This is a genomic window from Vibrio sp. KUL78 (genome assembly GCF_059725505.1).
Window position 1 is genome coordinate 1,417,512 of the sequence record NZ_AP045837.1, and the last position, 21,843, is coordinate 1,439,354.

A 21,843-nucleotide genomic window follows, 5' to 3' on the forward strand; every position below is an offset into this window, starting at 1 on the left:
CGATGAAACTTAATTGCGATATGGGCGAAAGCTTTGGTCTTTGGAAACTTGGCGAGGATGAGGCTGTCATGCCTTATCTTGATATGGCTAACATAGCATGTGGCATGCATGCTTCTGATCCAATGGTCATGAAGAAAACCATCGAATTAGCGAATCAATATGGTGTCACCATAGGGGCACACCCCGGCTATCCTGATCTACAGGGCTTTGGACGTCGGACAATGCAGATGACGGCAGCGGAACTAGAGAGTTACTTTGTTTATCAACTAGGGGCCCTTGATGGCTTGTGTCGAAGTGAATCGACTCGAGTTCAGTACGTGAAACCGCATGGTGCGCTCTACAATACTATGATGAAAGATGACGCTGTGATGTGTTCTCTATTAAAGGCGCTGAGCAGGTTTAACCCTCAGTTACCCCTAGTGGTTATGGCTGTGCCAGAGCGTGAGCACTATCTGGAACTCGCATCCGGCTATGACGTCGAGTTGCTTTTTGAAGCCTTTGTTGACCGCGTCTACGCGGATGATGGACGCTTAACCCCTCGTACCTTGCAGGGATCATCACACACCTCGATTGAGACTATCAAATCCCAAGCCATACAATTAATAGAAAATCAGTCAGTGACTTCTATCTCTGGAAAAACCTTACCCGTTGTAGCGGATACGCTTTGTATTCACGGTGATGGTTTGTTGGCACGTCAAATAGCGACGGTCATTCGCAGTCAACTGGAGTGTGTATGACGATAAATCCGGTCAACGAGAATACGGTTATTATTTATCTTGCCGACGAAGTGACGCCTGATGTCGCGCGACGCGTTGCGAGTGTTATCCCTCAAATCAAGCACTCTTTGGGACAAAACTTGGTCGATATCGTACCGTCATACACCTCAGTACTAGTCAGTTTTGACCTTAAAGGGATGGGACTTAGGGAGGCGCTTCAATTGCTTCAAAGTTCAATCTCAACTTGTGAAGGTGAAACAGAGTCAAACTCAGTGAAGACTATAGAACTCCCAGTTTACTATGGTGAGGAGGTCGGTTTGGATCTTCATGACATTTGTGAGCATACGGGGCTAAGCATTGAAGAGGTGGTTCAAATTCATTCAACCACTAGCTATCAGGTTTATGCTATCGGATTTGCTCCAGGGTTTGCCTATCTTGGTAATACCGATCCAAGGCTTGAGATACCGCGCAAACAAACGCCTAGATTAAAGGTGCCAAAAGGGAGTTTGGCAATTGCAGACCGGCAAACCGCCATATATCCCAAGCAATCCCCTGGGGGCTGGCAGATTATCGGTCGGACGCCTGTCGATTTGATTGATTTTGAAAGAGAAAATCTGACGATGTTTGAAATGGGGGCCCAAGTATCTTTTAAACCTATTACTAGAGAGCAGTTTTTAGAAATGGGAGGCGATCTCGAGGATCAGGCAGCCCAGCAAGAACGGAGGTGCGCGTGAGTATCAAGGTTATTTCGGGTGGACCGTTAAGTTTAGTTCAAGACTTGGGTCGCTTTGGACATCAGTCAATTGGAGTGACAACTGGTGGACCTATGGATGAGCATGCGTTTCTCTGGGCAAATCGCTTACTTGGCAATACTCAGGATGCCGCGCAGATCGAAGTGACTCTCGGTCATTTTAGTTGTGAGTTTGAAGCGAACACAACGGTCGCCATAACTGGTGCTGATTTGGGAGCTTGTATAAACGACATACCTATAGAAATATGGCGAGCGCATAACGTTAATGCCGGGGACCGATTACGATTTACGGCTGCAAAGAAGGGTCTAAGAGCCTACATAGCTGTCGTTGGCGGTTTTAGAACAACGAAGACGCTCAATAGTTGTGCCACAGTTATGAGGGACCAACTTGGTGGCCTTTGTGGAAGGGGGAAAATGCTTGATGCCGGTGACCGTATTAATTGCACCGCCAGCGAGCCTAGACTCGTCACTCGAGTGCCGGCGTCGTTCATTCCCGACTATAAAGAAGCGGTGGTTCTTGAGGTTATCCCAAGTTATCAATACCTAGAGTTTAGTCGAACGCAAAGGCAGCGCTTCTTTGATTCTACTTATACGATAACACCTCAAATGGATCGTATGGGTTGCAGGCTATCGGGAAACGCGGTTGAATTCGACAAGAGTTCATTGATATCTGAAGGAATAGCCTTAGGAGCCGTCCAGATCCCTGCTGATGGGCAGCCTATTGTGCTTCTAAAAGATAGGCAAACAATAGGTGGCTACCCAAAAATTGGATGTCTAACAAACAAGAGTCTCAACCTTCTCGCCCAGTGCACACCAGGTACTCAAGTTCAGTTTGTAGAGAAAGATATCTTTCAAGCGGAATCTGAGCGCGTTATCGAGCAACGCTTCTTTCACCACTCAATCTAAGCCACATTTTCTTGTATCGATTCCCAGTTTTGCTGCCTCGTAGGGGCAGCGACTACTCACGCCGTCGTGATTAGTGGTTAACCTAATATATCCCCTTGAGCGACTTCTTTCGCTATGACATTTGTGTTGTGACTTCGCTATCAAACTTGTAACTATCCCTTTACTTATATGACCTTATATTGACCAATTGGATAATTGCCTATGAAATAATTCTTCCTTTATATCATCTACATAAACGCAACAGAGCAGCACGTGATAAAAGAAATTTATGGGAATAGTAAGAAATTTATAATTGGACTCTATCGGTTGTTGCAAAGATGATAAAAATGAAAACGAACTGTAATGCACTCACCGGTTGAGTTCAGGGCCGGTCAGAAGAAAGGAATCTAACTATGTCAAAACTACGTTCTAAGAAACTTCTCACCCTAGCGGTTACTTCTATCCTTGCGTCTGGTTCGCTGCACGCGAGTGACACACTTTCTGTCGTTGGCAGTTGGAGTAGCCTGCCGCTCAACAAGCAATTTGAAACGCCTTTCTGGACCCAGATCCTCCCTGAAGCAAGCAACAATGAGTTCCAGGTTCAAATGACCACACACGACCAGATGGGTATTGGAAGTGGCGATGTTTATCGCATGCTAGGTGATGGTGTCTTCAATGTCGGCATGACGGTGGCGGATTATGCGGTTTCTGATTCACCTGCTTTAGAATCTCTTGACGTTCCTCTGATCGCCACCAGTGTCGATGAATTTAAGCAAGTCGTTGATGCAGGGCGACCTATGGTAGACAGCATCTATGAGCAAACCTTCAACTCAAAGGTTCTAGCTATCGCTCCTTATCCTCCACAAGTCGTATTCTGTAAAACCGAAGTTGCTTCGCTAGATGATCTTTCAGGCAAAAAAATCCGCGCATCAGGACGCATGACAGCGAAGTTCCTTGAAGCGTTGGGGGCGCAAAGTGTCAACGTGAGCTTTGGTGAAGTTCCTGGAGCTCTGCAAAAAGGTCTGATTGATTGTGCGGTGACAGGCGCGGGCTCGGGCTACAGCGCAGGCTGGTGGGAAGTGAGTACGCATCTTTACACCCTACCAATTGGCGGATGGGATCCTGTTGTGACTGCAATGAACCTAGACAAATGGAACTCGCTAAGCGCAGAGCAGCAAACTTTCCTAGTGGATGTGCTAAATCGTAAGTTTGAACAACCTGTTTGGGAAGAAGCACAAGCAACCATCGAAGAAAACGTGGCTTGTTTGACCGGTAATGGCCCTTGTAGCAAAGGCGATACTCGTAACCTAACGTTAGTGGAACCAAGTGAAGAAGATAAGGCAAAAGCAAGACAGGTGGTTGAAAATACAGTTCTTCCTGACTGGTCGAAGCGAGCTGGTGCTGATTGGACACAAGTATGGAATGACTCTATCGGCAAGGTAGTGGGTCTATCTGCTGATAAGGGATAATTGCTTATGAACATGATTGTCACTATTTTGAAGCGCATAAATGATTGGGTTGCTGTAGTCGCGGGCATTGCTTTGCTTGGAGGGATTTTGCTCATCTGTGCCGAGATAGTTTCTCGTGCGCTCTCTGTTCCTTTCTCAATTTCAGAAGAAATATCGGGCTATATCATGGCGTCGATTACGAGTTGGGGAATTAGCTACGGGTTGCTCAATCATGCTCATGTTCGCATCGATATCTTAAGAGTAAAAACGTCGGAGCGTGTCCGTTCGTTACTCGACCTTATCTCAATTGCCTCCGTCTCTTTTGTTGCGATATACGTCGCAACAAAAGCCATCACCGTGTTGGAGAAGAGCATCAAGTCAGGTGCTCTTGCGAACACCGCATTAGAGACGCCACTTATAATCCCGCAATTTATTTGGTTTGCTGGCTGGATATGGTTCGCCATTTCCTCAACGGGGCTGTTAATCGTAGGTGTTTATCTGTTCTTCAAGAAACGACCTGAAGAAGTGGATTCAATTATTGGTGTGAGGGCAGAAGCATGATTGCATTTACCGCAGGCGGTTTGCTGGGGCTGCTCACCTTATCCATCCCAGTAGGTATCGCTCTATTTTTATTGGCGTTCGGCATCGACCAGTTTTTTAGTTTCTTTCCATTGATGAAAGGGCTAGGGCAGGTACTTTGGTCTTCGTCTAATCACTCCACCTTGATCGCAATCCCGCTTTTCGTTCTCATCGGTGAGATTTTGTTGCGTAGCGGTGTAGCTTCGAAAACATACATGTCTCTCAATAAGTGGGTTGCGTGGCTTCCAGGTGGTCTCATCCATGCCAATATCGCAACCTCAACGATGTTCTCTGCCACATCAGGGTCTTCTGTCGCGACTGCAGCAACCGTAGCTCGCGTCGCGACGCCTCACGCTGAAAAGCTTGGCTATGACCAAAAGCTATTCACTGGCTCAATTGCGGCTGGTGGTACCCTAGGCATTCTCATCCCACCTTCGATTAACCTGATTGTCTACGGTTTCTTAACCGAAAGCTCGATACCTCAGCTATTCCTTGCTGGAATAGTACCCGGCTTGGGTATGGCGATTCTGTTTATGCTAGCCACTATTATCATGTGCAGCGTCAAACCAAGCTTGGGCGGTCCGAGACAGTTTTACTCATGGAAAGAGAAGATTGAGGCGCTAAGCGATCTGATACCAATCATGGTGCTATTAGTCAGTATCGTTGGCTCTATCTACGCAGGCTGGGCCACCCCGACTGAAGCGGCAGCCGTCGGTGCAGTGTTTGCTATGATCATCGCCACCGTGAATCGATCATTTTCGACCGAGATGCTTCTCGATTCACTTAAAGGCACGATTCGAATTACCTCAATGATTATGCTGGTGGTACTAGGTGCTTATGTCCTCAACTTCGCAATGACGGCTGCGGGGATTGGTCGAGTGCTACAAAGCGCCATTGAATCGGTAGGTCTAAATCCTATTACGACCTTGCTGATCATTATCGCTATGTATGTATTGCTCGGCTTCTTTATTGAGACGCTATCTTTGATGGTAGTGACTATTCCGATCGTCGTACCGATCATTGTTCAACTCGGCTACGACAAGATTTGGTTTGGTATCCTAATGATTGTTCTGGTTGAAATGGCGCTCATTACGCCACCAGTAGGATTGAATCTCTACGTCGTTAATTCGTCGAGAGTGAAAGGCAAGATGCAAGATGTGATTCTTGGCAGCTTACCTTACGTCATGATCATGATCTTAATGGTCGTTCTATTAATTCTGTTCCCGTCCATCGCGTTATATCTCCCAACCAACTTTTGAGGTATCTAATGAAGTTTATTGTTAATGGCACAAGTAAAGAGTTCAATGTCGATACACTTATCGTGGCGGGATGGACTGGTCGAAATCAAGAGGCGGTACAGGAACATATTGATGAACTTGCCGAGCTAGGAGTCGCGCCGCCTTCTACAGTGCCACTGTTCTATAAAGTGAGTCAGCAAATGCTGACTCAACAAAAGCGGATTCAGGTATTAAGCGAGGGTACGTCGGGTGAAATTGAGCCAATAATCGTGCGCGCAGACGGTGAGTTTTGGTTTGGTATTGCCTCTGATCATACTGATAGAGACTTAGAAGCGTTTTCGGTAGCACACTCCAAGCAAGTTTGTCCAAAGCCGGTCTGCAATGAGTTGTGGCCGTTGAGTGACATTGAGGATCACCTTGAGCAGATACAGCTTACGTCTTGGTTAGACGAGGGAGATGGCTGGGTTCGATATCAACAAGGTACATTGGCTCAAATAAGACCAATTAGAGAACTCATTGAGCTGGTTGAGCTCCCAGCTAACAGTGCGATGCTATGTGGGACATTCGCCGCGATCGGCGGTGTGAGAAGGACAGCTAAGTTTAGAATGGAAGCGTTCGATCCAGTGCTGCAGAGGTCACTAAGTGCTGAGTACGTCACAAGCGAACTCGACGTGATTTCATAGGGGGAAATATGGAACATGATCGACAGAACTTCGCCGATTCAAGTAAGGTATTTTTAAGACGTTTCGAACCTCAAGATTCATCAGATGGTATATTAAGCCACTTCAGAGTGTCAGTAAAAGCCAACTTTGATGTTAAGGGCTATCCGACGTGCTGCGGAACTACGTTGCTTGCCGACAACATAGCGCAAGAGGACGCGAAAGCCGTCCAGCTGTTAAAACATGCCGGCGCATATTTGGTCGGTCATACTAATATGACAGAGCTAGCCTATTCAGGGCTAGGTCTGAACCCACATTATGGTACGCCAGAGAACCCTATTGTAGAGGGAGCAATACCTGGGGGGTCAACCAGTGGAGGTGCAGTATCTGTGGCGACAGGAGAGGCTGACATCGCCCTAGGCACTGACACTGGCGGTTCTCTACGCATTCCCGCAGCATTTTGTGGGGTGGCAGGCTTTAAACCATCGCAGCAGTCAGTATCAAGTCAAGGATGCTGGCCACTATCTCAACAGCTCGATAGCGTTGGACTAATTGGGAAAAGTGTTTCGGATTGCCGTCTAGTATGGGAGGTGATTTCTAATTCCACGTCGACGGTCGCTACTGATAAGACTTCAACAGAGCTAGAGTTTGTGATTCCAAAGAACTTTGGTTTTGATGAAATCGACCCAGAAGTCGCTGAACTATTTGATCAAGTTGCCTCCATTATCGAAGCGGCGGGCTTTATGGTTAGAGAAACAAGTCATCCGCTGTTCGAAGACTACAAAAAACTACCTGTTTGGCATTTCTCCGCGGTTGAAAGTAGGCATTTTTATCAGTCACATTTCGATACCGACAGTCCCGATTTAGATCCAAGAGTACGCTCCAGAATACGTCGAGGTGTTGAAATCGACGATGTTGAGTTTGAAGAAACCAAAAACGCGCGTCGTGCCCTTATTGATACGTTTTCCACTCATTTTGCGAACAAGGTTGTTTTGATGCCGACCGTCGCATGTAAAGCACCAAAGTTTGAGGATCTACTGCAAGACGCAGACTATGACCGAATTAATCTATTGTGTCTTCGAAACACCACACTCGCCAATGTGCTGGATGGTTGCAGTATTTCATTACCTTTTTGGGGTGAGACGTTCCCTATTGGGATAATGCTGACGATGGTTAATGGTGCAGATGAACGGCTGTTGGATAGCGCTCAAAAGCTAGAATCCATTTTTGCAAATCGCATCAGATAACAATCTAGAATGTGAGAAAAATAGACAGCCAGTGGTTAATCAGATTTAGATAAAGTGCGTGGCTGTCTATATGGGGGGATGAATATAAAAAAGGAATTAGCTTCTAATGTCCTTCATTCCTTTTTCGACTCACCAAGTGATTCGATGCCGCTGCTGCTAAGAGTGCACTACCAATCACCAACGTTTGGTAATAAGCTGGTACGAGAGTAAGCATCCCAACAGTCAGCGTCATGATAATCAGCGCACCAACAAATGAACGCAATACTTTACCCTCACCACCACTAAACGCTGTACCACCAATTAAAACCACAAGAATCGCGGTTAACTCCATACCGTCACCCGACAGCGGGTCACCAAGCGACATAAAGCTTGAGCGAGCAATACCCGCAAGCGCAGCTGTTGCACCGACAATGGCGTAGAGCGTGAAGACGACTAGCCCAGTCTTAATACCTGATAATTTAGCTGCCGTTGGGTTACCACCCGTCGCTGCGGCGTATTTACCTAGTAAAGAACGGTTTTGCAGGATGATGAGCAGAGCCGTAACCCCCACCGCTACCCAAAACGCCATTGGCAAACCAAGTAAAACCGCATCGCGACCATAGTCGTTAAACCATGCTGGCATTTTTAGATCGCCCATGGACTTGATGGCTGACACGCCATCTTCAACGAGAAGCAGTGCGATACCTTTATACAGACTCAAGGTAATTAAGGTAGCAATAACGGGAGTTATATTAAACTTCACCACTAACAATCCGTTGAAAGCGCCCAGCAATACACCACAAAACACGGTTATGGAGAAAGCCGCCCACATTGGAACACCATTGATGGCTAGGAGGGCATATATGACCGCAGTAAGTCCCATGGTGCTACCAACGGATAAGTCGATGTAGCCCGACACCATTAGCAAGGTAAATGCGCCGGCTAGCACCAACAGTGGGGCGGAGACACGTAAAATGTTGATGACGTTTTTCTTATAAAGAAAGTTTCCGCGCTCAAACAGTGCATACTGATCTAAGTTAACGCTACTTAGAAAAATAACAATCGCTGCCAATACAAAGTAGATGTAATAGTTACGGAAAAACTCGGCCACTTGTCCGCCCAGTGCTGGCGACGGGGCAGATGATGAATTAAGTGATTTGGTTGAATCGGACATAACGTTTCCCCTCCTTATTTGTTTCTAAGGGACAGTGCCCAAGTTTGAGCTGTAATCGCTAAGAAAACGGCGACTGCTTTGAGTATGAATTGCCAATCCGGTGAGAGGGTTAAACCAGTTGCCGCCGAGGTTACCACTGCCAAGATAATGGCACCAAAGAACATGCCAATGACAGAACCGAAGCCGCCAGCAATAGCAATACCGCCAAGTAGCGCAATAACCAATGCGTCAAACTCCATCAGTAAACCACGATTAGAAAAGCCTGACTTAAACTCTGAGGACAGCAGGATGCCAACAATGCCGGCCACTAGCGCACTAAATAGATACAAGTAAGTAATGTGTTTGGAATTATCGATACCTGACAGCTTTGCGGCTTCAGGGTTGGCGCCAATCCAATAGGTGATGCGGCCAAACACCGTTTTACGCTCAATAAAAATGGCGACGAAAAATAGAATGAGCATAAACAGGACTGGGAATTGCATGGAGGTGCCAAACACTTTCAAATTGCCTAGCAAGCCAAACTCCTCGGGCAAATTGGTGTTACGTTGCGAGCCTTGAGTAATTACCTGAGCGATACCTCTCGCCACCATCATAGTACCTAGCGTGACGATGATGGATGGGATGCGAAACTTCACGACGAACAGAGCGTTCAGACCACCGATAGCTAGCGCACCCATTAAAGCGCCGACCACGGCTAACCAATAAGGTAAGCCTAAACCTGTGGACAGAGCAGAACCGCCACCTATGGCTTGAGCAAACCAAACCGACAGTACGCCTGAAAGGGCGACTATACCGCCAACAGAGAGATCAAAGTTGCCGGAAATCAACAAGAAAGAGACACCAACACCAAGAGAAATTACTGCCCAGTTATTGGTAATCAGGTTAAGCATGTTTTGAACTTGGAAAAAGTTCGGGACAAACGCTGACGCAACAAGAAAGAGTCCGATAGCGACAAATGCCACTAACAAGGTGATGTACATTTGGTCGCTCACCCTTCGATACTCGACTGGCGAGTGATTAGGCTTTACTGACGTGTTCATTATACTGCCTCCTCAAGGCCACCCGTAGCGGCATTTAAAATAAAGTTAGTGTCGACGTTCGGTCCATTCTTGATTTCAGACACCAGAGAACCGTCATAAAGTAAGAAGATTCGATCACAAACACCCAAGATCTCTTCAAGTTCTGTTGAAAACACCGCGACTGAGTTGCCTTCGTTGGCGAGGCTTTTCACCAAGTCATAGATCTCTTTTTTCGCTCCCACATCGACGCCGCGAGTGGGTTCATCGAGTAGAAGAAGCTTTGCCTGTGAGAACAGACATTTAGCGATAACCACTTTTTGCTGATTACCACCGGAGAGTTTCTCTGTGTGCTTTTCTATTGAGCTGGTGGCAATAGATAGCTTATCGACGTAATCAATCGCCGCATTCAGCTCATCATTTTCTCTGAATACCCCGAAGTCAGACATTCTTGGTAGATTCATCACTGGGATATTTTCTCGAATGGTTAAATTGGTAAATAAGCCTTGAGTACGACGCTCTTCAGGAACGAGAGCAATACCCGCAGCAATGGCTTCACGTGGCGAATTACCCACATCTTTGCCATTGAGGCGAATTGTGCCAGAGACTTTGTCGGCACCGAAGATCGCACGTGCAATCTCGGTTTTTCCAGCGCCAACCAAACCATAAAACCCAACAATCTCGCCTTTTTTGATATCAAACGAGACATCTTTGAGGCGGTGGTTATTAAGGCGTTGCGCCGCCAGGAACACTTCATCGGTAATGGCATCGCGCGGGGAATAATCGTGCATGATGCTGCGACCAATCATCATATCGATAAGCTCTGCGCGGCCATCGACTTCAGACATGGGTTTGGTTGCGATGTGTTTGCCATCGCGCATGACGGTGACGCGGTCGCCTAGGGTTAAAATCTCGTCCAGTTTGTGAGAGATATAAATAACCGTCACGCTTTGTTCTTGTAGCCTACGAATAACGGTAAAAAGTCTTTCGACTTCTCTTTCCGACAACGCAGCTGTTGGCTCATCCATAATGATGACGTTCGCGCCAGATGACGCGGCACGGGCAATTTCAATAATCTGCTTTTGAGCGACACCTAAGGTCGAGACGCGAGCATATGGGTCGATAGACGGCTCGATGGTCGCTAAGGTCTCGATTACGCGATCCTCTAGATCTGATTTAATTAAAAAGCCGAATCGGCTCTGTTCCATACCCAGCGTTAAGTTTTCAAGTACAGTCAATTCATCAACGACGTGTAGCTCTTGGAATAAAGTGGCGATTCCCGATTCACGTGCTGACTGAGTGCCAGTAGGTCGGTAATCCTTACCATTCACTTTCATTGCGCCTTGAGTAGGCTGAATAGCACCGGTGATCATTTTTACCAATGTGGATTTTCCTGCGCCGTTCTCGCCAATCAAGCAGTGAACGGTACTTCGTTCAATTGCAAAGCTCACATCGTTAACTGCCCGAACACCGGGGTAGTCTTTAATCAGCCCTTCAATTGATAATACAGGTGTTGAATTGTGACTATTCAAGATGATCTCTCCTTCAGTGGTTGCACCTTCGATACTGCTAGGCCACAGATGACATGACAGATGAAGCGAGTTTTTCCTTAACACTGAGATTTTGAATAAATGAGTAACATATAAGGTCGGCGGTCTAGCCGCCGACCTTAAGCCTAGGTTAGTTGCTGAACTGAGCGTCTAGCCATTGCTCTGCATCAGGTTTTGGCATTGACCAGTAAGAGATGGTGTAAGCCTTGTAGAAGAACTCTTCTGCTTGATCTTTTGTCGGTGCGACTTTCTTATTGATCACGTCCATAACCAAGTCGATACGACCACGCGCTGTCTCAATTGGTGGAAGACCCATAGAGACTTTTAGGCTTGATTCAGGGTCATAAATTTGACCAAATTCGACCGAGTCAAAGTCAACACTGGCGACGATCTCTGTCACCGGTTTGCCATCTTTGAACTTGCCGCGACCTAGCTGGTTAAGACCTGCCATTGTGCCAACGGTTAAATTAGAGGCTTCGGAATAAATTAAGTTAACTTCTGGTTGTTGAGTAAGAAGGTCAACAATGATTTGTTTTGCTGCTTCTTGACCGCCGCTAGCATCAAGAGCGCCGAGGTTTTTCGCTGTTGGATCAACCGAAAGCACACCTTCTGCAAATGGGTTAGTTCGACCAGAACTTACCTCGGTATGGTTTGGCCAACCGAGTTGAACCATGACGATTGGCTTGTCAGGATTCGCTTCTTTCCATGCTTTTGCCATTTGTGCGCCCATATCGAAAGAAACGGTCGCTTCATCACTTCGAGCCGTTGGAATGCCGGTATCAGTGATTGGGCTAAAGAAAGACGTCATAGCGATGTTCTCTTCTAATGCTTCTTCAACACCCGGTGTCGCCGCTTCGCCATCCCAAATATGAAGTGAGGCACCATCAAATGCACCTGCTGCTACTTGGTCAACGTTTTGCGTCATTACCGCTGAATCGGCTTTACCATCGAAGATAACCACTTCAGCACCGTACTTCTCTTTTGCGTAGCGCTTTGCTTCCGTCGCTTGAGATTGGTGGAATACATTAGACAAATCAGAAACGAAAAACGCGATTCGTTCGTTTGCATGTGTTGTGGCAGCTAGGCTTGAAGCGACAATAATACTCGTAGCGATAAGTCCTTTATTAAATATCTTTTTCAAAGTCACTGACTTCATAATTTTCTCCATTTGTATTTGCTATTCACTCGTCGTCTTTGGAGCAACATCTGCTTCGCCTCTATAAAACAGCTTCGTTCTTATTAAGCCAAAAGCAGCACAACACGTTGTTCTCGATGATGTGAATTATCTTTCAGACAGGTGAAATATATTTCACGTGTTAAAAGGTAGTGAACAAAATGTAGCCGGTCAATGCTATATCGATACAATACGTATCACTTTGGTCATTATTTGTGATCTGACGCACTTAAATGGTCAAAACGATACGATTGGTATCATTTTAACTTGTAAAACTCTTTTTCTATGATTACTTTTTACTCAGATGAAATAAATTTCACACCTTGTTAACCAAGATTGCCAAGATAAAAAACTATTGAGTGTTAACGAAATGTGAAGCCTAAATAAAGGCAGAAAGCAGTAATAAAGGTAGAGATATGACGATGAACGAACGTGACGACATATTGAGACAGACAGCAAAGATCTTAACGTTGCGATATATGGAAAATCGCAGCCAGTCGGATATTGCTAAGCAGCTTGGGTTGTCCACAGCGAAAGTGAATCGTGTCATTAAGCAAGCGCATGATGATGGTCTGGTTGAGATTACCTTAAAGCTTCCACAAGAAAGAACGCATACATTAGAACAACGCTTGTTGGAAAAATTTGGCTTGAAAACTGCGGTGATTCAGCCAAGTCTCAGCCAGGATGATGAAGTCGTTACTCGCCAAGTGGCACAGGCAGCAGGTGAACTACTTATAGAAACCATCAAGCCAGACAGCATTATTTGCATCAGTGCGGGTAAAACCATGGCGCAGATTGTTGAGCAGCTAAAACCGATGCAGTTTCCGAATGTGAGAGTGGTTCCGGCTACAGGGGGTATCCAGGGGCACCACTTCACAGATGTGAACTACCTAGCAAGCAAATTGGCAGAAAAGCTGGGTGGAACAAGTACCCAACTCCACGCACCGCTTTTTGTAGATACCGACGAACAGCGCAACATCTTGATGGAGATGCGTAGCATTAAAGACGTTCTCGACTTGGCTCGAAACGCAGATATTGCCCTGGTGGGTATTGGTTCCGTCGCCAGTGAAAGTGACAGCTACTATGACCTGCGCTCGTTAAGTGGTCATGAAACTGAAACGCTGATCAGCGCCCAATGTAAAGGGGAAGTACTGGCCCATCTTTATGATGCACAAGGCGATAAATGTGCGGAACACATCAACCAAAAACTTGTCGGCCTCAATCTTCAAGAACTCGATAGCATCGAACACAGTTTCGGTGTAGCAGCAACTCGCTCTAAAGTGTCTGCTATGTTAGCGGCATTGAGAGGCGGATTGATCAACGGGTTAGTCTCGGACGAAGACACCGTCGCCAGTGTATTAGAACAAGCAGAATAGGGAATCAACATGCAAACTAGAGAAATCGGAAATTCAGGTATTGAAGCATCAGTCATCGGTCTTGGGACGTGGGCAATGGGTGGCTGGATGTGGGGTGGAACAAATGAGAAAGCCTCCATTGATGCCATTCATGCTTCTTTAGATCACGGCGTGTCTTTAATTGATACCGCTCCAGCGTATGGACTTGGTGTGTCTGAAGAAATAGTGGGTAAGGCAATCAAAGGACGCCGCGACAAGGTAGTACTGGCAACTAAATGTGGTTTGGTTTGGCATACCAATAAAGGTAATCACTTTTTTGATGAGAATGGCAAGCCAGTGCATCGTTACCTTGGTGTTGATGCTATCCAACATGAAGTGGATCAAAGCCTAAAACGTCTGCAAACGGATTATCTCGATCTCTACATTACCCACTGGCAAGACCCAACTACGCCGATTGCTGAAACCATGGAAGCATTATTGGCGCTAAAGAAAGCCGGTAAGATCCGCGCCATCGGGATCAGCAACGCTAATCAAGCGGAGTTGGAACAGTATCAACAAACAGGCGTTGTCGACGCGGTGCAGGAGAAATACAACCTCATCGAGCGTCAGTTAGAGAAAACTTTGTTGCCGTCAACCATCAAAACTAACGTCGCCTGCCTGAGCTACTCATCACTTGCTATGGGGCTGCTGAGCGGAAAAATCACCCCTGAACGTGTTTTCACTGGCGATGACCAGCGCATCACTGATCCTATGTTTACTATCGAAAATCGCCGTTGGGTACAAAAGTTCTGTCAGTCCATTGAGCCGATTGCTCGCCAGAAAAATGTAAGTGTTGCACAGTTAGTTATTGCCGCAACACTGCAACAGCCAGGCATCACTTATGCCCTCTGTGGTGCACGAAATGCAGCTCAAGCAATAGAAAATGCCGCAGCAGGAAGTGTGGTGCTATCTCAGGAAGAGGTGAAGTTTATTGATGCAAAATCCCATGAGTTTTTTGGCGAGTTGGAATTGGCGTAACGACGCATCGTAAGGAAAGCGGAAAACAGTGGCAGGGAGCAACAATGAATAACAACTCAACCGCCTTTAGGCGATTAAAAGAGAATAGTAACTTTGACGTCGTAGTCATTGGCGGAGGAATCAATGGTATTAGCGTTTTTCGAGAACTGGCATTGCAAGGTGTGAAGGTCTTGTTAGTCGAGAAAGATGACTTTTGTTCTAAGGCCAGTGCTGCGCCATCTCGCATGATACATGGCGGACTTCGCTATCTAGAAAATGGTGAGTTTCAATTGGTGAAAGAAGCACTCTATGAGCGAAATCGCCTACTTGATAACGCGCCTCATTTTGTTGCTCCTTTAGAAACCACTATACCTATTTTCTCTACCTGGTCTGGTATGTTTGATGGCCTGTTTAAGTTCTTAGGATTGAAAGACAAGCCTTCACAGCGCGGTTCTGTGGTCATCAAAATTGGGCTGAGTCTTTACGATTGGTTCACCAAGCGTGATCAATTGATGCCAAATCACCAGATGCACTCATCTCGCTCAACACAAAAACGCTGGCCGATGATGGGGGGGGACGTAAAGAGCAGTGCCACATACTTTGATGCGTGGATTAGCTCACCCGAGCGCCTCGCCTTGGAATTGATTCAAGAAGGGGTAGAAGCGGGCGGTGTTGCCCTAAATTACACTATGGTCTCTGGGTTAGAGCAAGGGCAGCTGACTATTTCTAACCACGAGGTTGCCGAGTCCATCCAAGTTAAAACGCAGCATGTGGTCAACGCGACGGGTGCTTGGGTCGACACGACCAATGGATTACTTACTGCACCTAGCCAGTATATGCAGGGGACGAAAGGGTCGCATATTATCGTCGATAACTCAGAGCTGTTGGCTGAACTGGATGGCAATATGCTGTTTTATGAAAACAGCGAAGGACGAGTTTGTATCTTGTTCCCGTATTTCGGAAAAGTACTGATCGGCTCGACGGATATCCCCGTGAGCGACCCTGAATCGGTGCGTTGTACTGACGAAGAAATTGATTACATTATCGAATCACTAAGAGGCGTACTACCAAAGCTGGCTATCAGTCGTGAGCAGATCGTCTATCAGTTCTGTGGCGTGAGACCACTTCCGTCAGTCAATACCTCGACCACAGGGCAAATCCCCCGCAGTCATTCATTGAAACAAGACAAGATTGGCGACACTCATATCTATTCGCTTATCGGAGGCAAGTGGACAACGTTCCGTGCCTTTGGTGAGGAAGTGGCAGATGAACTTTTAGCATCGTTAGGCAAAACGCGAGTATGCGATACCAAACAAAGAGCAATAGGTGGTGGTAATGGTTACCCGGTCACTGATTCATTAAGAGCGACTTACTTAGCCTCATTAAGTGAGCGTCATCCGCAATATTCACAACGCCAAATCGAAACTTGGTTTCAGCGCTACGGCACGACCTGTGAATCGCTGCTTGGCGCACTTCAAGGAACACAAGATAAAGCGCTAGCGTCACTCGGTGACTACACCCAAGGCGAGCTCAAGTTCATTCTGGAACGTGAGTATGTATCGACAACCTTGGATGTGCTGCTTCGCCGTACCTCGATAGCGATTGAAGGTAAGTTAACTGCGGATAGCTTCGAGGAGATTTCCAATTTGGTCGCAGATCACTTTTCTTGGAGTCAAAGCGAACGCGATGAAGATAGAGCTCAATCGAAGCAAGTGTTGCTGGATTTCCATGGCGTTGAATTGGACGCCTTACCAAAAGTTTCAAAACCCACATTACAACCTACCGTTACGGAAAATGAACAACTATTAGATGGAGAAGAGTATGTATTTAACCAGTAAAGTCAGGATGAATCGCCTATTTAAGCAAGGGCGTTGTTTGGATGTGGCTATCGACCACGGCGTGTGCAACGAGCCTTCATTTTTAGATGGGCTAGAAAACATGTCTTCAGTGGTAAAACAACTAGTGGATGCCAAGCCAGATGCGATTCAGATGAATGCCGGTCAAGCTGACTTACTGCAAACTGTCGATGGCAAAGACAAACCTGCACTGGTCATGCGAATCGATTTGGGGAACCCGTATAACGCAGAACGTCACCGCCATATGTGGGCACTACTACAAAATGCGGAGCAGCCTCTTATTCAGGCTCTTCAAATGGATGCGGCATGCGTTGTAGTGAACTTATTCATGCTGCCTGATGAGCCAGATTTGTTTAAGCAGTGTGTTGCCAACATCAGTAAGGTGAAAGCAGAGTGTGAGAAATACGGTATGCCACTGATGATCGAGCCGTTAGTGATGCAGCCTAACAGCCAAGGACAGGCTTATATGGTTGATGGCGACTGCGAAAAGATTGTCACGCTGGTGCGCATGGCACGTGAGCTAGGCGCTGACATCATTAAGGCCGACCCAACCAGCCAGGCGGAAGACTTCCATAAAGTGGTTGAGGCGGCAAGGTGTCCGGTACTGGTTCGTGGCGGTGGACGCGAAGACATTGAATCTGTGTTTAGCAAAGCGCGAGCACTGCTCGATCAGGGTGCGCTTGGCATGGTGTATGGACGCAACATTTATCAACACCCAAATCCAAGCCGCGTTGTCGATGCTTTGATGGCGATGATTCACAACGGTGCGTCTACCTCAGAAGCAATGAACATCTACATTGGCGATAAATAGCAGATACAGAACTAAAGCAAGGAGGGGATATGAAGTCATATGCGATAGGAATTGATTGTGGTAACACGGCGATCAAAGCGGCATTGTTCGATGAGCATGGCTGCGAGATAGGTGCTGTAGCCAATAATTATCCGACTCATATCCCTCAACCAGACCACACCGAAGCGGACTTAAACCAATGTTGGTCGCTATGCGCAGAGGTGATCGCTAAGTTGATTGAGCAAACCGGTGTGGACAGCAGTCAAATTATCGCGCTAGGAACCAGCGGTCATGGGAATGGGTTATATCTGCTTGATACTGAACTAAAGCCATTACTTGGTATTAAGTCTCTGGATAATCGCGCTGCCAGCGAAGTCACCTTGCTACAGGCATCTAAGGGATTCACAGACCTCAAAAAGCGCAATCGGCAAGGCGTGTGGCCTTCTCAAACGGCAGTGTTACTTACATGGCTACAGAAGCACCAACCAAAAACGTTTCAAAAAATCGGTCAGGTGCTGTTTTGCAAAGACTATGTGAACTACTGCCTTACAGGGCAGTGCGCGACAGAATGGGGAGATATCACTGCATCGGGTTTGTTCGATTTTGAAACTGACTCAGTGTCTCTTGCGCTTCTAAATCACTACCAGTTGGCAGACATTAGCACCAAGTTGCCGCCGATTTATGAAAGTAATCAAGTGATAGGAACAGTCACTGAAGACGCTGCACGTATAACAAAGCTTAAAGCGGGGACGCCTGTCATTGCGGGTCTGTTCGATGTAGTGGCATGCGCCTATGGTTCACAAGCCAGTGCGTTAGCTGATACCTCGGTCGTCGCTGGCACATGGAATATCAATCAGGTAGTGACTGATGAGCTGCCGCCTGAAGAGGTATTTATGGCGTGCAAATTTGCTGAGAATCGATACTTAGCCATAGAGTCCAGCACCTGCTCAGCATCCAATCTAGAGTGGCTGGTGGAGCGATTTTTCTCTGAGCGAAGAGAGCGTGAAGCAAGCGTTGGCAATAATATTTTCGAACAGTTTAATCGTCAATTGGAAGATGTCGAATTAATGCCAACGTTACCCATGTTCCATCCGTACCTCTACGGATCGACCGGGCAAAATAGCCAATCGGCCAATCTGTTTGGTTTGAAGGGTTGGCATCAGGACATTCACGTGGTCTACGCCTTTTATGAGGGTATTGTATTTGCCCACCTTGAGCATATCCAAAGACTGCGATCGGCAGGGTATGACGTGGATCGAATTGCCATTAGCGGTGGCGCTTCTCGAAGTGAATATTGGTGTCAGTTGTTTGCAGACATATTGGGCGTCACGGTGACGTCGACAAATTGTAACGAGGTCGGGGCAAAAGGCGTGGCGCAACTGGCGATGAGTGCCGTTACTGAAAGTCAGACTGAGCGACTAAGCCCTCAGCCGCAGCCCGATAAGCGTTATGTGCCTAATACTAAGCGCTCGGAGTTCTTTGCGACTCGATATAGTAAGTACTGTCTTTTGCGAGATGCATTACGTTCTTTGGGTTGATTGAACCTTGGTGAGCTCAAGCGGCAAGTTTAGCTAAATAGCGACTAATAAAGCTTTACCACAGCAAAGCTGTGGGGACTTGTTACGTCCTGAATAAATTAATTTAAATAATGATACGAAATGTATCGATATTAATGTGAGGTGAATTATGAGCCAATCTATTGTTTTACCGAAGCTTTTAGAGGTAGGTGAAGGCGCGACAGCGCGAGCGGGGGACATTGCTATCCAGCTGGGTTGTCGTCGAGTCATGATTGTGTCTGATCCAGTGATGAAAACCTTAGGTCAGGTCGAGCAGCTAAAGGCCGTCGTGAATCGATCTGGTGTTGAGGCGGATGTTTTCACTGACACTATACCGGAACCAACGGAGGCGTCGATATTACCAGCGGTCAATAAAGTGATTGATGGGCATTACGATGGCGTCATCGCACTAGGTGGCGGCAGTGTTATTGACAGTGCTAAAGCGATTGCTTTACTCGCGGAGCACCAGGGTCGAATTCGAGATTACAGTGTTCCCAATATCGTGAACTCGCCGATTATGCCGTTGATTGCGATTCCAACCACCGCGGGAACAGGCTCGGAAGTCACCAAAGTGACCATTATTACCGACGAAACCAATGACGAAAAACTGCTTTGTATGGGACCGGGTCTTATTCCTTCTGCCGCCATTATTGATTTTACTCTGACGATGACTGCTCCGGAGCGCATCACTGCGGATACTGGAATTGATGCGTTAACTCACGCCATTGAGGCCTATGTCAGTGGAAAGTCGGGCCTGTTTACTGATCAGCAAGCGCTACTGGCGATGAAACTTATCGCACCAAACCTTCGTGAAGCCGTCAACAATCCAGACAATAAATACGCCAAAGAGCAGATGATGCTCGGCGCGACGCTCGCAGGCATTGCGTTTTCCAATGCCTCCGTCGCCTTGGTGCATGGTATGAGTCGCCCAATTGGCGCGCATTTTCATGTACCTCACGGTATGAGCAACGCCATGTTATTGCCGACGGTAACGGAATACTCGATTCCAGCAGCTAAAACACGGTACGCCGAGTGCTCTAGAGCAATGGGCGTAGTTGATGCGAGCGCTAATGACGACGATGCAGTCGCTGCGCTACTGCTGGAACTCAAACAGATCAATCAGGATCTGAACGTTCCTTCCATGAGTGACTTTGGAATTGATAAACAGGCGTTTTGGTCAAATCTCGACATCATGTCTGAGCAAGCTCTGGCTTCTGGATCGCCCAACAACAATCCTCGAATTCCAAACAAAGAAGAAGTGATCGAGCTGTATAAGGCCGCTTGGTAGAGCCTGAATTTCCCCAATTAAGCCTCAGAATACTAAACAAGGATGAAAACATGATCAGTAGTTTTATTAATAATCAATATGTTGAAAGTCAGTCGGAAAGACATTTACCGGTCTATGACCCTGCTACAGGCGAAGTGCAGAGCCAAGTTGGATTGTGCTCAAAGGCGGAAGTAGAGCAGGCAATTACTATCGCACAGGAAGCGCTAGACTCTTGGGCTAAAACCACGCCGCTTAATCGCGCCAGAGTCATGTTCAAGTACAAAACTCTGTTAGAGCAAAACCGCGATGAACTGGCGAACATTATAAGTCGTGAACATGGCAAGGTATTTAGCGATGCGCTAGGTGAGATCACTCGAGGGTTGGAAGTTGTCGAGTTTGCCTGCGGCATCCCACATTTGCAAAAAGGTGAGCACAGCCTAAATGTTGGGACTGGCGTCGATTCACACTCGCAAATGATGCCACTTGGTGTGGTGGCCGGGATTTCGCCATTTAACTTCCCGGTGATGGTCCCTATGTGGATGTTTCCTATTGCCATCGCAACGGGCAATACCTTTATCTTAAAACCGTCAGAGAAAAACCCTTCAGCACCACTGTTTATTGCAGATCTACTGAAACAAGCGGGATTACCTGATGGTGTATTTAATGTAGTTCAAGGGGATAAAGAGGCGGTAGACACCCTACTGCAGGACCAAAGAGTTCAGGCCGTCAGTTTTGTTGGTTCTACGCCCATCGCAGAATACATCTATTCTGAAGGCGCAAAATACGGTAAGCGCGTTCAAGCCTTAGGTGGTGCGAAGAACCATATGGTGGTCATGCCTGATGCCGATATTGATGGTGCAGTGAATGCGCTGATGGGTGCAGCTTATGGTGCAGCTGGAGAGCGCTGCATGGCGATTTCGGTTGCCGTCGCTGTGGGTGATGAGACGGGCGATGCATTGGCTCGTCACCTTCAAGATAAGTTAGCCACGTTAAAAGTAGGACCCGGTTACGGTCAAGCGATTGAAAACGATATGGGACCTTTGATTACCAAAGAGCATAAGCAAAAAGTTTGCGGATACATTCAAAAGGGTCAGGAAGAGGGCGCGGCTTTACTTGTTGATGGTCGAGATCTAGAACTGGCTAAGTCCTGCGATGGCTTTTTCGTTGGTGGTACCTTGTTTGACCATGTGACCACCGACATGACTGTGTATCAAGAAGAAATATTCGGTCCAGTGCTTTGCATTGTTCGAGTCAAAACCTATCAAGAAGCTCTGCAAATCATAAACGACCATGAATATGGCAACGGCACGGCTATCTTTACTGCAGACGGTGATACCGCAAGAGATTTCTCCGCCAATGTTCAGATCGGTATGGTCGGAGTAAATGTGCCTATTCCAGTGCCAATGGCATTCCACAGTTTTGGCGGTTGGAAGCGTTCACTGTTTGGCCCTTTGCATATGCACGGTCCTGACGGCGTTCGATTCTTTACTCGAATGAAAACCATCACCACACGTTGGCCCGAATCGGATGTGAAAGTCGGTTCAAAGGACAGCACACAGACTCAAGCCGAATTCGTCATGCCAACTATGAAATAACGCATTGACGTG

The 21,843-nt window shown here is 46.9% G+C and carries 19 protein-coding genes; 15 read left to right on the plus strand and 4 right to left on the minus strand.

Annotated elements, in window-relative coordinates; translation table 11 throughout:
* The first annotated feature begins 2 nt into the window (after nucleotides 1-2).
* From AC6I8Y_RS06780 to AC6I8Y_RS06815, 8 genes are all read left to right on the plus strand, one after another.
* A complete protein-coding gene (locus AC6I8Y_RS06780; protein ID WP_498021187.1) occupies nucleotides 3-737 on the plus strand; it encodes a 5-oxoprolinase subunit PxpA in 735 nt (244 codons plus the stop codon).
* Nucleotides 734-1,450, plus strand: a complete 717-nt coding sequence (pxpB, locus tag AC6I8Y_RS06785; protein WP_498021188.1) for a 5-oxoprolinase subunit PxpB — start codon at nucleotides 734-736, stop codon at nucleotides 1,448-1,450. Before AC6I8Y_RS06780 ends, pxpB begins: the two co-directional genes overlap by 4 nt.
* Complete coding sequence (locus AC6I8Y_RS06790; RefSeq protein ID WP_498021189.1) at nucleotides 1,447-2,373, plus strand: 5-oxoprolinase subunit C family protein; 927 nt, start codon at nucleotides 1,447-1,449, stop codon at nucleotides 2,371-2,373. Before pxpB ends, AC6I8Y_RS06790 begins: the two co-directional genes overlap by 4 nt.
* Nucleotides 2,374-2,765: 392 nt before the next feature.
* Nucleotides 2,766-3,821 carry a TRAP transporter substrate-binding protein gene (locus AC6I8Y_RS06795; protein ID WP_128650450.1) on the plus strand — a complete coding sequence of 352 codons (1,056 nt, stop codon included), beginning with the start codon at nucleotides 2,766-2,768 and terminating at the stop codon, nucleotides 3,819-3,821.
* A gap of 6 nt (nucleotides 3,822-3,827) precedes the next feature.
* Nucleotides 3,828-4,361, plus strand: a complete 534-nt coding sequence (locus AC6I8Y_RS06800) for a TRAP transporter small permease subunit (protein ID WP_498021191.1) — start codon at nucleotides 3,828-3,830, stop codon at nucleotides 4,359-4,361.
* Nucleotides 4,358-5,638, plus strand: coding sequence for a TRAP transporter large permease (locus tag AC6I8Y_RS06805; protein WP_498021193.1), 1,281 nt, complete (start codon nucleotides 4,358-4,360; stop codon nucleotides 5,636-5,638). The genes AC6I8Y_RS06800 and AC6I8Y_RS06805 overlap by 4 nt, the downstream gene beginning before the upstream one ends.
* An 8-nt stretch (nucleotides 5,639-5,646) precedes the next feature.
* Nucleotides 5,647-6,300 (plus strand): DUF2848 domain-containing protein, encoded by a 654-nt coding sequence (locus AC6I8Y_RS06810; protein WP_394152014.1) that lies wholly within the window; start codon nucleotides 5,647-5,649, stop codon nucleotides 6,298-6,300.
* An 8-nt stretch (nucleotides 6,301-6,308) separates the two neighbouring features.
* The gene (locus AC6I8Y_RS06815; protein ID WP_498021195.1) at nucleotides 6,309-7,523 is read left to right on the plus strand and encodes an amidase family protein; all 1,215 of its coding nucleotides are present in this window, start codon (nucleotides 6,309-6,311) and stop codon (nucleotides 7,521-7,523) included.
* 103 nt (nucleotides 7,524-7,626) lie between these two features.
* Here the strand turns inward: AC6I8Y_RS06815 and AC6I8Y_RS06820 are convergent, their stop codons facing one another.
* The 4 genes from AC6I8Y_RS06820 to AC6I8Y_RS06835 all read right to left on the minus strand — a co-directional run bounded on the left by AC6I8Y_RS06820 (nucleotide 7,627) and on the right by AC6I8Y_RS06835 (nucleotide 12,398).
* Nucleotides 7,627-8,676: an ABC transporter permease gene (locus AC6I8Y_RS06820; protein ID WP_498021197.1), complete on the minus strand. Its 1,050-nt coding sequence runs from the start codon at nucleotides 8,674-8,676 to the stop codon at nucleotides 7,627-7,629.
* Nucleotides 8,677-8,690: 14 nt separating this feature from the next.
* Nucleotides 8,691-9,716, minus strand: coding sequence for an ABC transporter permease (locus AC6I8Y_RS06825; RefSeq protein ID WP_088878264.1), 1,026 nt, complete (start codon nucleotides 9,714-9,716; stop codon nucleotides 8,691-8,693).
* Entirely contained in the window at nucleotides 9,716-11,224 is a 1,509-nt protein-coding gene (locus AC6I8Y_RS06830; protein ID WP_062459278.1) for a sugar ABC transporter ATP-binding protein, read from the minus strand. The genes AC6I8Y_RS06825 and AC6I8Y_RS06830 overlap by 1 nt, the downstream gene beginning before the upstream one ends.
* Before the next feature lie 148 nt (nucleotides 11,225-11,372).
* Nucleotides 11,373-12,398 carry a sugar ABC transporter substrate-binding protein gene (locus tag AC6I8Y_RS06835; RefSeq protein WP_006070493.1) on the minus strand — a complete coding sequence of 342 codons (1,026 nt, stop codon included), beginning with the start codon at nucleotides 12,396-12,398 and terminating at the stop codon, nucleotides 11,373-11,375.
* A gap of 434 nt (nucleotides 12,399-12,832) precedes the next feature.
* Between AC6I8Y_RS06835 and AC6I8Y_RS06840 the strand changes: the two genes are divergently transcribed.
* The 7 genes from AC6I8Y_RS06840 to AC6I8Y_RS06870 all read left to right on the plus strand — a co-directional run bounded on the left by AC6I8Y_RS06840 (nucleotide 12,833) and on the right by AC6I8Y_RS06870 (nucleotide 21,831).
* Nucleotides 12,833-13,792: a sugar-binding transcriptional regulator gene (locus tag AC6I8Y_RS06840; RefSeq protein WP_498021199.1), complete on the plus strand. Its 960-nt coding sequence runs from the start codon at nucleotides 12,833-12,835 to the stop codon at nucleotides 13,790-13,792.
* A 9-nt stretch (nucleotides 13,793-13,801) separates the two neighbouring features.
* Nucleotides 13,802-14,788, plus strand: a complete 987-nt coding sequence (locus tag AC6I8Y_RS06845; protein ID WP_498021200.1) for an aldo/keto reductase — start codon at nucleotides 13,802-13,804, stop codon at nucleotides 14,786-14,788.
* Nucleotides 14,789-14,832: 44 nt separating this feature from the next.
* Nucleotides 14,833-16,605: a glycerol-3-phosphate dehydrogenase/oxidase gene (locus AC6I8Y_RS06850; protein WP_498021202.1), complete on the plus strand. Its 1,773-nt coding sequence runs from the start codon at nucleotides 14,833-14,835 to the stop codon at nucleotides 16,603-16,605.
* Nucleotides 16,589-17,434: a class I fructose-bisphosphate aldolase gene (locus AC6I8Y_RS06855; protein ID WP_038226596.1), complete on the plus strand. Its 846-nt coding sequence runs from the start codon at nucleotides 16,589-16,591 to the stop codon at nucleotides 17,432-17,434. The genes AC6I8Y_RS06850 and AC6I8Y_RS06855 overlap by 17 nt, the downstream gene beginning before the upstream one ends.
* A 29-nt stretch (nucleotides 17,435-17,463) precedes the next feature.
* Nucleotides 17,464-18,951: an FGGY-family carbohydrate kinase gene (locus tag AC6I8Y_RS06860; protein WP_498021204.1), complete on the plus strand. Its 1,488-nt coding sequence runs from the start codon at nucleotides 17,464-17,466 to the stop codon at nucleotides 18,949-18,951.
* Nucleotides 18,952-19,099: 148 nt separating this feature from the next.
* Nucleotides 19,100-20,257, plus strand: a complete 1,158-nt coding sequence (locus AC6I8Y_RS06865; RefSeq protein ID WP_498021206.1) for an iron-containing alcohol dehydrogenase — start codon at nucleotides 19,100-19,102, stop codon at nucleotides 20,255-20,257.
* Nucleotides 20,258-20,307: 50 nt separating this feature from the next.
* Entirely contained in the window at nucleotides 20,308-21,831 is a 1,524-nt protein-coding gene (locus tag AC6I8Y_RS06870; protein ID WP_498021207.1) for a CoA-acylating methylmalonate-semialdehyde dehydrogenase, read from the plus strand.
* Nucleotides 21,832-21,843: the final 12 nt, after the last annotated feature.